Below are 12,443 nucleotides of genomic sequence, written 5' to 3' on the forward strand. Positions count from 1 at the left end.
ATGGACCTGCTGATCGCCTCGGTCGCCCTGGCGAACGGCCTGACGCTGGTGACCCACTACACGGCCCACTTCGGGCCGATCCCGGGCCTCGTCGTCGAGGACTGGCTCACCCACTGACCGACGCCGTCACCCCCCTGCCCCGGCCGGGCCCGGCAGCAGGTCGCCCGGCAGGACGACCTCCCGGCCGTCCTCGGTCGCCAGGCGGACGTCCCCTCCCGGCCCTTCGGCCGGCCGTTCGACCCGCAGCCGGATCGGCGCCGATGGCGACTGGGGCCCCCTGGTCGCTGAGCCAGCCGAGGCGAGCGGTCGAAGCCTCTCCAGCGACGCCGCGTCGAGCCCCACGACCCGCGATAGGTCGTCGACCGAGCCGTACGGCCGGGCGTCGACGATGCGATCGGCCAGGACGGGACCGACGCCGGGGAGCTTTTTGAGGTCCCCGACGGGGGCGGTATTGACGTCGACGGCCGATCCGCTCGGGCCGGGCGGCTTGGCGTCGTCCGCGGGGGCGAGCGAGACGACAAGCACCTCGCCGCCGCGCGTTCCCTCGGGCAGCAAGTCGCGCGGGAGGACGGCGGTGTGGCCGTCCTCGGCGACCAGGACTGCGAGATGCTTGGAGCGGCCCTCGAATCGGTCGACGACGAGGCGCAGGGGCGGCATGCTGATGACCTCCGGTTGGACTCAATTGACCGGGATCCGCCCCCACCTTCAAGACGCACGCAACGGCCGATCACCAGACTACCCGAACTGTGCCCACGTTCGCTTCAGGCCGCTGCCCAACGAGCCGACCGCGCGCGGCGCGCTCCACAACTACCCCCTGGATCCCGGGACGTCCCATAGCCGGGCTATGACCGGCCGGATCAAGGTCCGGTCGCGCACGCTCACCCCTCCCAGGAGGCCTCCATAGCCGGGCTATGGCCAGCTTGTCCCACACGGAGCAGGGGCAGGACCCTGTACCACCGCGGCGACATCTATAGCCGGGCTATGAAGGCTGGGCCGAGAGGCTCAACCAACCCGCCGCGGTCGGCCGATACTCTGGGCAAGACACCCGAGCCCAGGAGGCCCAGCATGTCCGTCGTGGCCATGATCAACGAGAAGGGCGGAGTCGGCAAAACGAGTAGTTGCATGCACTTAGGAGGAGCAATCGCCCGCCGCGGCCTCCGCGTGATGCTAGTCGACAACGACCCCCAGTGCAGCCTCACCAAGGGGCTGCTCGGCAACGAGGCGGCCCGCGGCCTCGACCCCGCGACGACCCTCTACGCCCTCTACGACGAACTCCCCATGGACGCGGACGACCTCATCCGGCCGACCGAGTTCGAGGGCCTCTCGCTGCTCGCCGGCTCGGCCGCAGCCAAGCGCTTCAACGTGCCGGAACCCCACCTGCTGCCGTTCGACGAGCAGGCACGGCTGCGCGAGGGGTTGAGGCCGCTGGCCGCGGGCTTCGACATCACGATCATCGACTCGTGCCCGAACCTCCAGTACTGCACCTGGTCGGGCCTCCTGGCCGCCGACGCGGCGATCATCCCGACGCAGCCCGAGCTGTACGGCGCCCAGGGGCTGGCCGAGGTCCGCGACTGGCTTGCCCTGGTCGAGCAAGGCTGGGGCCGGCCGATCCCCGTGGCCGGGGTGCTCGTGACCATGCACAACGCCCGCCGGGCGATGCACAAGACCTTCGTCGAGCTGCTGGGGGCCGACACGCCGGAGCTGCTGGAGGCGGTCGTCCCCGAGTCGGCCGACTTCCCCGAGGCGATCGCCGCGCTGCGGCCGATCCACTGGCACAAGCCCCGGGGCGCCGCGGCCCGCGCGATGGACGCCGTCGCCGACGAGATCCTCGGACGCCTGGCGGCCCTGGGGCTCGGGCCCGAGGTCGCGCAGGTCGAGCAGCGGAGCACCGGGAAGGAGGCGGCCTGATGAACGACTCGAAGCGGGAGCAGTACCTGAAGAAGTACGGCGGCGAGCTGGCGTCGAGCCTGGGCCAGGGGCGGGCCCCCGGGGTGCCGGCCGGCATGGCGCAGCCCACCGGCGGCCTGCCGGCCAAGGCCGTCGGGGTCGGCCGGGATGCCGGCGCCCACGCCATCGAAATCGGCCGGATTGCCCCCGACCCCGAGCAGCCGCGCCGCTCCTTCGATGAGGAGGCCCTCGACCGGCTCGCGGCGTCGCTCAAGCAGCGGGGGCAGTTGCAGAACATCGTGGTCTTCTGGTCCGAGGACCTCGGCAGCTACGTCATCATCTCGGGTGAGCGGCGCTACCGGGCCGCCCAGCGGGCCGGCCTGCCGACGCTGCGGTGCAAGATCTTGGACCGCCGTCCCGACGACGACGAGCGGTTGGGGCTGCAACTCATCGAAAACTGCGTGCGCGAGGATTTAGCGCCGATCGAGCGGGCCCGGGCCTTCCGCCGGCTCCTCGACGCGACCGGCTGGAGCCACGAGCGTCTGGCCGAGGAGCTGCACATCACCCAGTTCACCGTCTCCACGGCGCTCAAGCTGCTGGAGCTGCCCGAGGCCGTGCAAGCCCGCGTCGAGGCCGGGGATCTGGCCCCCCGGGTTGCTTATGAAGTCAGCAAGCTCGGCGAGGCCGAGGCCCAGGTTGCGCTGGCCGAGCGGATCGTAGCCGACGGTCTGACCCGCGACGAGGTGGTCGCCGAGGTCCAGGCGATCAAGGCCGAGCGGCCGCGGGGCAGGGGGGCGTCCTCCGGGCAGACGGCCAAGGGGAAGGCCAAGAGCAGGGGGCTGCGCCTCGTCACCAAGCGCGTCTTCAAGGCAGCCGGTGCCCGGGCAACCATCGAGCGGGCCAAGGGCATCGACTCCGACGTCCTGCGGGCCATCGCCCAGGAGATCCTGGCCAGCTTGGTCAGGAACGGCGGGGCGACGGCGTCGGACACCCCGACCTCCGAGCGAACAGAATCCCGCTTGGAGTCCACGGACCCGAGCGAGGACGATGACGAGCAGGGCAGTGGGGTCGCCGCCTGAACCGAGCCCGCCCGATTCGGCCGGCGGATCGACCGCTCACCCCGGCGGTCGATCGCCCGCCCGCACCGATTAGAACCCACCCCGGAGCAGGCGGAGCAGGGCCCCGACCTCGTCGTGCGCCTCGCCTGTCTGCCGGATCACCAGCGTTGGTGGCATCGGCCAGGCCACTATCGCCCCCACTGGACGGGCACCGCCCCGGGCCAGTCGCCGCTGCCGCCGCCGCTCGATCGTCCGCTGCATCGCCGCCAGCCGTTCCGGGCTCGGCTCCTGGGCGGAGGCAGTCGGGGCGAGGGCCTCGGGGGCCAGCAACAGCATCAGGCCCACCATAGCATGGGCAAGGCGTCGGCCTCGGGGACACGGCATGGTCGGCCTCCTCTTCGTCTCTCGGGGCCGTCCATCCTAGTGGGCCGTCAATCTTCAATTGACGGGTAAAGCTTCCGCAGCTTCCGGCGAGCGGCGGCCAGTGTGAAGGTCCAGTGGATTCGGGCTCTCCTCACATTCCGCCGGTGTTCCCAGGCCGCCACCTCCGCCGCCAGCTTGGCCGGACCCTCCAGCCGGCGATCCAGGCATTGCTGGTTCATGACGCTGATCTCCGTCTCGGCCATGTTCAGCCAACTGCCGTGCTTGGGTGTGTAGTGGAACTCGATCCGGTCCAGGAGCCGACGTGCCACCTCCGGCGAGAACGCCTCGTAGGGGCTCGCCCCGTCGTGCGTATTCAAGTTGTCCTGCACCAGCAGGACCTTCTCCGCTCGGGGGTAGTGCACCTCCACCAGGTCCCGGATGCAGCCGGCGTAGTCCCGCCGGGTCCGGCGTCCGGTCACCTTGACATGACGCCAGCCCCGCAGCGGCTCGCACATCATCAACTGGTGGCAGACGCCCTCCCGCTCGTACTCGTAGTCCACCTGAGCCGGTCGGCCCGAGCGGCACCGCCTGGGTGGCCGCACCTCGCCGAAGAGTTGCTTGCACGCCTCCGAAGCAGGCGACCGGGAACCTCGGGTCGTAGGGCCGCAGGTGGACCTGGATCACGTCCTCCATCCGCCAGACGTACTCGGCGTCGGCCTCGGGCGGGATGCACCGGGTCTCGACGATCCAGGGCTTGATGTCGTTCTTTTGAGAGCCTGGCGGACGGTCTCGGTGCTGATCGACTCGGCCAGGCCCAGGACGACCAGTTCGTCGGCCAGCAGTTGCGGCGTCCAGTGGCATCGGCCCTGCGGCGGATCGCTGCACGCCAGTCGGACCAACCGCTGCTCGATGTCCCCCTTGATCTTGATCTTGTCCGGTCGTGGCGGCTGGGGACCCCGACTGATGGCCGCCTGAACGCCGTCGATGACGAACCGCTGACGGACCCGGGCGATGGTTCGTAGGCTGACCCCAAGTGCGTCGGCGATCCGCTCATCCGAGTGCTCTTGGCCGGCTCTGGTATCGGCCAGGAGGAGGATACGGGCATGGGCCAGCTTGCGGGCGGCAGCCTTGCCGGTGGAGACCAGGTGCTGCAACTCAGCCCGCTCCTCCTCGGTCAGGGTGACCCGGTACTTGTCCATCGCGATGCTCCTGGTTCATGAGGTTCGTGCCTTCGCCAAACCTCATCAAGACAGGACCCTACGCTACCGGTCAAATGAAGATTGACGGCCCACTAGCCGGACCGCGGGGCAGGGGGGAGGGCCGCACCGGGAGCCTGTCCGGTCGTACGTCTTCCCCTCGCCCGCCACCAGCCCCTCAGTCGCCCAGCTCCTGCCGCACCCGCTCCCAGACCGCCGCCGCACCGGCCGCGAAGCCCACCACGAATGAGCGACTGTTTAACAGAAGACGGCTCGCCGACGCCGGCATCCCCTGCCGCCATGCCCAGAACCGCGCCGCCTGCCCGGCGTCCATCGGCTCCCGGCTGACCTGCCGGATCAGCCGCCCGGCCAGCGTCGCCCCCTGCGTCATCTCCACCTCGGCGATCTCCGACCGACGGAACAGCCCGTCCGGCCGATCGCACCGCTCGCCCAGCCGACGAAGCTCCTCATAGCTCGCCTCCTCGATTGCCCAACGCCGCCCCAGCTCCCGGCCCCAGCGGTTGGCGGCAACGTCCCGCGTCGCCTTCTCCGCCGGGTCCTCCCATGCGTTTGCCCCGGCCTCCCGGGACGCCGCCAGCCGCTCGATCAACCGCCGACGCGCCTCGTCGTCCATCCCTGCTGTCCCCCGTCGATCCCCCTGCGGACAGGGCGCACCGGCCGTCGGGATCGACGGGTCGGGACGCCGGCGGTGGGGCGCGGCGGGGGCCGCGCGTGCGAGGCACGATGGGCGGCGCTCAATCGCGGTGGTCGCCCAGCAGCGGCTCGACCTCATCCCAGACCCGGCAGGCGGCCTCGGCGAACGCATCGACGAAGTCGGCCGAGTCGCAGAGCCGCCGGGCCGTGTCGAGGTCGTGGGTCAGGGCGGCCCAGAAGGCGAAGGCGTGGTCCCCCGCGAGCGTGCCGGGTCGCCCTCGACGGCGCGGACCACCCGGGGGCTGAGCAGCCCCCAGGGCCGACGCCACTCGCGGGCCAGTTGGCGTAGCTCCTTGTAGGAGGCCTGATTGCTGGCCCAGTGCCGGCCCAGGTCCGCGCCGTAGCGGGCCTCGGCCGCACGGCGTTCGGCCTGCTTCGGGTCCTGCTGGGGGTCCGCCGGCGGGTCGGGTCGGGTCGCCTTCAGCCGGGCGGCCACCCGGGCCTTGGCCTCGTCGTCCAGGATCGGCATTGTGGATCCTCCTCGGAGTCGTCGGTCGTCGGTCGGCGGCGGGGCGCGGCCGGTGGCCGCGCGGGCGGGGCTCACCGGGCGGGGTCGCGCCAGGGCGGGGCGTGCTCGGGGCGGCCGCCCAGCAGGGGGGCGTCCTGGTCCCAGAGCTGGGCGGCGACGTTGCAAAACGCGGCGATGAAGCTGAAGTCGTCGCAGGCCCGCCGGGCCGCGTCGGCGTCGCCGACCAGGCCGGACCAGAAGCCGAGGGCCTGCTCCTCGGTCAGCTCCCGGTCGCTGATCGAGCGGATGAGATGCGTGCCGATCGTCCGGGCCGGCTCCCGGACGAGGAAGTCGGCCAGGCCGTGCGAGAGGGGGTGGGAGAGCCGCCCCCAGTGCAGGCCGATCCGGGCCAGCTCGTCCCGGCTGGCGACCTCGGTCGCCCAGCGGAAGGCGACCGCCTCGGCGCCGCGGATCAAGGCCCGGCGGCGTTCGTCCTGCCGCCGCCGCTCCTCTCGTCGCTCCGCGGTGCGGGCCTCGTCCGCCGCCTTGAGCCGCCCGGCCAGGCGGGCCCGGCCGTCGTCGTCCAGGGTGAGCCGCTTGAGGTGGAGTCCCTCGGGGGTCGGGGGAGTGCTCATACCGGTGGTCTCTCGGCCGGGTCACATCATGCACCGCCGCTGATAGTGGCATTTTGTTCATTTCACAGCAAGCGGGATCCCGTCGCGACTGTGTCCGCTGTTGACAGATATCAACGCGCATTCAGTTATATAAGGCGATTGACGCCCGGCCGCACGACCTCATGAGCGGGGGGACGTCCCGTCGGGTGCGGCGGGGCGGATGACCCGCCGGATCGGACCCGGGAGCAATGCCGATGTGTGGAAGATACGCCCTGCACGCCCACCGCCGGGCCATCGCCGAGGCCTTCGATCTCGACCCCGACGAGGTCCCCGAGCTGCCCCGGCGCTACAACGTCGCCCCCACCCAGGACGTCCTCGCCGTCCGCTCCGGATCCGAGGGGGTCGGCGGCGGCTGGCGACGCTCCGCTGGGGGCTGATCCCCTCCTGGGCGGACGACCCCTCGATCGGCAATCGGATGATCAACGCCCGGGCCGAGACCGTCGCCGGCAAGCCCGCCTTCCGCTCGGCCTTCAAGCACCGCCGGTGCCTCGTGCCCGCCTCGGGGTTCTTCGAGTGGCGGGCCGAGGGCAGGACCAAGACCCCCCATTACTTCCGCCGGGAGGACGACGAGCCGTTCGCCTTCGCCGGCTTGTGGGAACGCTGGTCGAAGGGCCCGGCGCCGGTCGAGAGCGTCGCCATCATCACCACCGAGCCCAACGACCTGGTCGCCCCGGTCCACGACCGGATGCCGGCGATCCTCCGCCCCGAGGACTACGCCCAGAGGCTCGACCCGGAGGAGCAGGCGTCGGACCTGCACGCGCTCCTGGCCCCATTCCCGGCCGGGCTGATGGCGGCCCATCCGGTCGGCACGCTCGTCGGCAGCCCGAGGGTCGACCGGCCCGAGTGCATCGAGCCGGTCGCCTCGTGAGCCGGCCGCGCCGCCTCCCGGCCCCGTCCGGGCTCAGATCCGCTGGTCGATCAGCACCGGCATCCGGTCCGAGCCGGTCATGATCCTGTAGTAGTGGCTGGCCGGCTCGCACAGCATGTAGGCGACCGCCCAGCCCCGCTCGTCCGGCACCACCAGCCCCCGGAACCCCGTCTCGATCAGATACCACACCCCCCGACGCTCCAGGCCGAACGACGCCGGGATCTCCACCGGCACCGACTCGATCCCCCGCCAGCCCCCCTCCTCGATCGTCCGCAGCCACGTCCAGCCCGTCCGGGGCAGGGATCGGCTCTGGCCCCGCCCGTTCCCCCAGCGGACGACCTGGAGCCGGCCGTCCCGCCAGATCGGCAGCGCCGGCCACCGCTCCCGGTACAGGAAGCGGTACTCGTCCCGCTCGCCGCGGAGGTAGCGGCGATGGGCCATGCCGGGCCGCCCGATCAATTCCGTGGGCAACTCGCTCCCCGCGACGGCGATCCCCTGGCACACGGCCCGACGGTCCGACTCCCCGGTTTGACTGATCCTATGTGCAGAGTATGCTTCCGTCCATGAAGCGCCAAGGGCCGATCGGGCACGTCGACGCCGATTGTTATTACGTCGCCGCCGAGCGGGTGCGCCACGCGCACCTCGCCGGCTTGCCCGTCGGCGTGCTCGGCAACCAGGGCGCCTGCGTCATCGCCAAGAGCTACGAGATGAAGGCCGCCGGCGTCGGCACCGGCATGCCCATCTGGGACGCCATGGCCCTCTGCCCCGAAGGGGTCTAGGGGTTCCGATAGCAACGGAGAAAAAAACAACGATCTTCACCGTTGCTTTTGTTCAGGAGGCGGCCGGAGCGGACGCAACCGAGTTCGGCTCAACCCGTCCTCGACCTCGAAGCGGTACTTGCCGTAGGGATTGATGTGCTCGTAGCGGGCCGGGGAGAGCCGGGCGATATCCTCCTCGTTCACCGTCTTGCCCTCGGTCCGGAGGCGGTCGATCACCGCCGCCATGTAGACCGTGTTCCAGGTCACCACCGCGTTGGTCACCAGGTTCAAACAGCCCGCCTGGTTCATGAGTTCTTCCTCCTGTTTCTTGCGGAGGACGCCCTTGTTCGCGAACAGGAGGAATTCCCGCAGGCCGTGGAGGGCCTCCCCCTTGTTGAGTTGGGTGTTGATCCGGCGTCAGAGCGGATCGCTTTCCATGTACCGCAGGATGAAGATGGTCTTCACCAGGCGACCGTACTCTTGCAGGGCACGGGTCAACTGGTTCTTGCGCGTGTAGGACTGGAGCTTGTCGATCAGCAAAGACGCGGTGACCCAACCGCGCTTCAGCGATCCGGCCACACGCAACAGGTCATCCCAGTCCCTCAGGATCCGATCGCGGTTGATCCGCCCTTTGAGCCGAGGCCCCAGATGGGGGTGACGCTTCTGGCACTCGACCCGGAAGAGCCGCTGGTCGCCCAGGTCGCGGATCCGCGGTGAGAATCGCAGGCCCAGCAAGTCGAACAGGGCGAAGACGACCTCGGTGTAACCCGCCGTGTCGGTCGTGTGCTCCAGGAGTGGCAGTTCCGTCTCATTGTCGAGGATCTCGTCGAGCACGTAGGGCGCGTCGCGCACCGTGGCGGGGATGACTTTCGTGCCGTACTGCGCGAACTGGTCGGCGGTCCAGGTGTAGAAGGTCACCCCCTTGCCGAAGCCGAAGTACCGTGGCAGTGCCGTGGCCATCCGGACCTTGCCGGAGACCGGGAACCGCTGACCGTCGGACGAAGACAGCGTCCCGCTGCCCCAGAATTGGCTCAGTGGCTGGTGATACTGGAAGTTGACGAGTCGTGTCGTCGCGGCCTTCAGGGTCTCCTCACGGATATACCAATTCGTGCACCAGGCCAGCTTCTGGTAGGTCAGGTCGGAGATCCGCGCCATGCGGGTCAGGCCGAGGTTGCAAGCCTAGGCAAGGACCGACGAATAGAGATGATTTCGTATTTCACGGATTCGCCGCTCCGTCCCCCCGGCGTGCTCGAAGTCGTCGCTGAAGCGCGTCCAGCCGTCGACTTCGATCAGCAGCTCGCTCAGCTCGACCAACGGCAACCGCTCATCAATGAGTCGTTCCAGCTCCGCCGTGCTCTCCGACTTCTGCTCCGCCTCCAAGGGGGAGACCACCAGGTCGTTGCCCTCCATACGAACGTCTCCGCCCTTGGCGAGCAAAGCCTCGACCCGGTCCAATAGCCCGCTCAGCTCCTGCTCACGCTCACGCAAACGGTCCGTCCCGTCTTCCGGTGCCTGAATCTCCCGACACACCTCTGTGCGGAGGCCGGGCCACTCCTCCCGCGGGATCAGATACGTCTGGGGGTCGGCGTAGCGACGGCTGCCCGCCAGCCACACGTCACCGGCCCGCAGGGCACCTCGCAACTCCCAGAGCACGCAGAGCTCGAAGTAATGGCGGCGCTTCGTCGGGTCGGGATTGTCGTTGACATACGGCCGCCACCTCGCGGGAACGAACTCGAGTGGCGCTTCATCGGGGAGGACGCGTCGTCGTTCGGCGTTGAGCTGACGGAGCAGGTCCACGGCCTTGATCAGGGCCGGATCGCCGCTGGAGCGAAATGTGATCGCGTCGATGAACTCGGGGGTGAACTGGCGGAGGTAGGTGTAGCGGCTCTCCAGGAAATCGAAGTAGTGGTCGTCGAGGGGCCGGATGATCCGGTCGGACTCCTCGACGGCGTCCCGGAGTTCATCCGGGGTGATGCGGCGGTAGATGGTGCGGCGCAGGTCCGCGTCCTTGACCTTGGGGTCGAGGACCGCCCGGCCGATCTCCCGGAAGAGTTGGACCTTTTCGTTGGTCGAGCGGGCCACCGAGAGCCGGAAGTCCTCCAGGTCGCGACCGGCCCGGTGGTACGCCTCGGCGAGGCAGCGGTCGAACAGGTCGAGGGCCTCATCGGTCAGGTCGATCAGGGTCTGGTAGAGGAAGGCGACGAGGATCGGGTAACGCCGCTGCTCGGGCATCCGCTGGAGGGCCTGGTTCGTGGACCGGCGGGCGATCTGGGCCAGGAACTTCAGGCGGTTCGGGGTCAGCGCCGACACGTCCCAGCGATCGACCCCCCATTGCCGGCAGCGGGCCCGCTTTTCCAGAGTGGCGAGGATCATTTGCGGCGAGTACGTCGTTGCAGATTGCTGGAGCCAGGCCAGGCTGGATCGCCCGATGTCGGCGTCGACGGTCAGCAGGCCGTCGAGCCGGGCCTTGCAGTCCTTGGTCAGGATCGGCGCCAATCGACCGCAGGTCTGCTGCTGGGCTCGCCGTCGGGCCGAGGCGACGATCCGTTCCAGCTGAGTGACCCCCGGCCGCTCGATCCGGATGCTGAGCAGGTGCTCGCAGGCCTGCTGCAGGAGCAAGGTGGGTCGGTCGTGCTCCAGGGCGCGGTCCACGAGCCAGCTTTCCAGTTGAGCCATCTCTCCGGCCGTGGGCTTGCGGAAACCGAGGTGGGACCGGATCTGCCGGAGGTGCTCCGTCCGCGTTTGCCCCCGCCGGCCATACCGCGCCATCTCGCCCGGGGCGAAGTCGAGTTGCCGCGCCACGTAGGCGACGACCGCCTCGGGGATGGTGCTCAGGTCGTCGGGGCAGAAGCCCAGGAAGCGGAGCGCACCGAGTTGCAGGGCGAATCCCAGGCGGTTGGCGGCCGAGGTCGTCCGAGGAATTTGTCTGCGGTCCGAGCGGGTGAGGGTGAAGTAGGTGTCGAGGTCGCCGGGAACAACCTGGGCGGGAGAGCTGTCGAGCCGCTCACGTTCCGCGTCGGTGAGGAACCCGGTGGGCACGGCGGTCTCCTCCGGGGGACGGCCGCCCGGGGTTCTCGCAAACGAAGGGTTGCGAGAGTCTCCGGTGGGTCAGGGCCGGCGACGGCAGAACCAGGGTCTCTCGCTTCTCGGAAACCGTTCTCGGAATCGCTTTCTCGCCAGTGTACGGGTACGATGGGTTTCGAGAAAGCCGGCAGGAGAGATCACATGCGGATCGGCTATGCCCGGGTCTCCACCGACGAGCAGTCGCTCGACCTCCAGCTCGATGCCCTGAAGAAGGCCGGTTGCAAGCGGGTCTTCACCGACAGGGCGTCGGCCGTGAAGGGGGACCGTACCGGACTGGCGGACGCTGTGTCCCACCTCCGGTCCGGCGACGTGCTCGTGGTCTGGAAGCTGGACCGCCTGGGGCGCACCGTGAAGGGGCTGGTCGAGTTCGTGTCCGACCTGCAAGAGCGAGGCGTCCAGTTCCGTAGTCTCACCGACGGTATCGATACCACGACGCCGGCGGGGCGGTTCTTCTTCCACCTCATGGCGTCGCTGGCGCAGATGGAGCGGGAGCTGCTGGCCGAGCGCACCCGGGCGGGGCTGGACGCGGCGCGGCGGCGGGGCCGGGTCGGCGGGCGCAGGCGGCGGATGACGCCGGGCAAGGTGGAATCCGCCCGCAAGCTGCTCGGGGGCGGCATGCCGCCCCGGGATGTGGCCCGGAACCTCGGCGTCTCGGTCCCGACGCTCTACCGATGGGTGCCCGCGTCGAGCCGGTGAATCGTGGAGCGGCCGGGGACGAGTCGTCCTACGACAAGCATCCGGGGACCGATGGGCTCAGTGGGATGAACGACATCACCCGCATTCTCTCGGCCATCGAACAGGGCGACGCCCGGGCGGCCGAGCGGCTCCTGCCCCTGGTCTACGACGAGCTGCGCAAGCTGGCCGCCCGGAAGCTGGCACGCGAGAAACCCGGCCAGACCCTCCAGGCCACGGCCCTGGTCCACGAGGCGTTTTTGAGGCTGGTCGGGACCGATCAGGCCCGGCCCTGGGACGGCCGGGGGCACTTCTTCGCCGCGGCGGCCGAGGCCATGCGTCGCATCCTTGTCGAGAACGCCCGCCGCAAGGCCGGCCCCCAGGCTGGAGGCAATCGCCAGCGGGTCGACCTCGACGCGGTTCAGCCCATCGTCATGGACGCCCGCGTCGACCTGATTGCCCTGGACGAGGCCCTCACCGCGCTGGAGGCCCGGGACCGCCGCAAGGCCGACCTCGTCCGGCTTCGCTTCTTCGCCGGACTGACCATTCCCCAGGCCGCCGAGCTGCTCGGCATCTCCGTCGCCACGGCCAACAACGACTGGTCCTACGCCCGGAGCTGGCTCCGCGTCGCCATGCTCGGCGACGACCCGGAGGACGCCCCGGCCTGATCCCGAAGAAAAAAATCCCGGAGCGATTAGATGATTCGCTCGCCGCGCTCGCA

The 12,443-nt window shown here is 69.9% G+C and carries 14 protein-coding genes and 2 pseudogenes; 7 read left to right on the forward strand and 9 right to left on the reverse strand.

What is annotated here, in order from left to right; translation table 11 throughout:
* Positions 1-126 precede the first annotated feature (126 nt).
* Complete coding sequence (locus ElP_RS36160) at positions 127-657, reverse strand: helix-hairpin-helix domain-containing protein (protein ID WP_145279689.1); 531 nt, start codon at positions 655-657, stop codon at positions 127-129.
* Positions 658-1,065: 408 nt separating this feature from the next.
* On the opposite strand from ElP_RS36160, the gene ElP_RS36165 reads away from it, so the two are divergent.
* Both ElP_RS36165 and ElP_RS36170 read left to right on the forward strand, forming a co-directional pair.
* Complete coding sequence (locus ElP_RS36165) at positions 1,066-1,908, forward strand: ParA family protein (protein WP_197447217.1); 843 nt, start codon at positions 1,066-1,068, stop codon at positions 1,906-1,908.
* Positions 1,908-2,966 (forward strand): ParB/RepB/Spo0J family partition protein, encoded by a 1,059-nt coding sequence (locus ElP_RS36170; protein ID WP_145279691.1) that lies wholly within the window; start codon positions 1,908-1,910, stop codon positions 2,964-2,966. The genes ElP_RS36165 and ElP_RS36170 overlap by 1 nt, the downstream gene beginning before the upstream one ends.
* Before the next feature lie 69 nt (positions 2,967-3,035).
* Here the strand turns inward: ElP_RS36170 and ElP_RS36175 are convergent, their stop codons facing one another.
* The 5 genes and pseudogenes from ElP_RS36175 to ElP_RS36195 form a co-directional block, all read right to left on the reverse strand.
* The gene (locus ElP_RS36175; RefSeq protein ID WP_145279692.1) at positions 3,036-3,329 is read right to left on the reverse strand and encodes a hypothetical protein; all 294 of its coding nucleotides are present in this window, start codon (positions 3,327-3,329) and stop codon (positions 3,036-3,038) included.
* A gap of 47 nt (positions 3,330-3,376) precedes the next feature.
* Positions 3,377-4,507: pseudogene (locus tag ElP_RS36180) on the reverse strand (IS630 family transposase).
* A 175-nt stretch (positions 4,508-4,682) separates the two neighbouring features.
* Complete coding sequence (locus tag ElP_RS36185; protein ID WP_145279693.1) at positions 4,683-5,138, reverse strand: hypothetical protein; 456 nt, start codon at positions 5,136-5,138, stop codon at positions 4,683-4,685.
* A gap of 243 nt (positions 5,139-5,381) precedes the next feature.
* The gene (locus ElP_RS36190) at positions 5,382-5,687 is read right to left on the reverse strand and encodes a hypothetical protein (protein WP_145279624.1); all 306 of its coding nucleotides are present in this window, start codon (positions 5,685-5,687) and stop codon (positions 5,382-5,384) included.
* A gap of 71 nt (positions 5,688-5,758) precedes the next feature.
* On the reverse strand, positions 5,759-6,301 hold the full coding sequence (locus ElP_RS36195; protein WP_145279625.1) for a hypothetical protein: 543 nt from the start codon (positions 6,299-6,301) through the stop codon (positions 5,759-5,761).
* Between the two features lie 233 nt (positions 6,302-6,534).
* On the opposite strand from ElP_RS36195, the gene ElP_RS41560 reads away from it, so the two are divergent.
* Positions 6,535-6,717 carry an SOS response-associated peptidase family protein gene (locus ElP_RS41560; protein WP_390836261.1) on the forward strand — a complete coding sequence of 61 codons (183 nt, stop codon included), beginning with the start codon at positions 6,535-6,537 and terminating at the stop codon, positions 6,715-6,717.
* Entirely contained in the window at positions 6,717-7,208 is a 492-nt protein-coding gene (locus tag ElP_RS36200) for an SOS response-associated peptidase (RefSeq protein WP_390836266.1), read from the forward strand. Before ElP_RS41560 ends, ElP_RS36200 begins: the two co-directional genes overlap by 1 nt.
* 33 nt (positions 7,209-7,241) lie before the next feature.
* Here the strand turns inward: ElP_RS36200 and ElP_RS36205 are convergent, their stop codons facing one another.
* Positions 7,242-7,679 (reverse strand): hypothetical protein, encoded by a 438-nt coding sequence (locus ElP_RS36205; RefSeq protein ID WP_231749927.1) that lies wholly within the window; start codon positions 7,677-7,679, stop codon positions 7,242-7,244.
* 92 nt (positions 7,680-7,771) lie between these two features.
* On the opposite strand from ElP_RS36205, the gene ElP_RS36210 reads away from it, so the two are divergent.
* Positions 7,772-7,987, forward strand: coding sequence for a Y-family DNA polymerase (locus ElP_RS36210; protein ID WP_231749938.1), 216 nt, complete (start codon positions 7,772-7,774; stop codon positions 7,985-7,987).
* Positions 7,988-8,023: 36 nt separating this feature from the next.
* Here the strand turns inward: ElP_RS36210 and ElP_RS36220 are convergent.
* A pseudogene (locus ElP_RS36220) lies at positions 8,024-9,133 on the reverse strand (Tn3 family transposase); the annotation flags it as partial.
* Between the two features lie 12 nt (positions 9,134-9,145).
* Positions 9,146-11,005: a DUF4158 domain-containing protein gene (locus ElP_RS36225; RefSeq protein ID WP_145279696.1), complete on the reverse strand. Its 1,860-nt coding sequence runs from the start codon at positions 11,003-11,005 to the stop codon at positions 9,146-9,148.
* Positions 11,006-11,191: 186 nt separating this feature from the next.
* On the opposite strand from ElP_RS36225, the gene ElP_RS36230 reads away from it, so the two are divergent.
* Positions 11,192-11,746 carry a recombinase family protein gene (locus ElP_RS36230; RefSeq protein WP_145279697.1) on the forward strand — a complete coding sequence of 185 codons (555 nt, stop codon included), beginning with the start codon at positions 11,192-11,194 and terminating at the stop codon, positions 11,744-11,746.
* A 65-nt stretch (positions 11,747-11,811) separates the two neighbouring features.
* Positions 11,812-12,390 (forward strand): ECF-type sigma factor, encoded by a 579-nt coding sequence (locus ElP_RS36235; RefSeq protein WP_145279698.1) that lies wholly within the window; start codon positions 11,812-11,814, stop codon positions 12,388-12,390.
* Positions 12,391-12,443: the final 53 nt, after the last annotated feature.

This window comes from Tautonia plasticadhaerens, from assembly GCF_007752535.1.
GTDB lineage: Bacteria > Planctomycetota > Planctomycetia > Isosphaerales > Isosphaeraceae > Tautonia > Tautonia plasticadhaerens.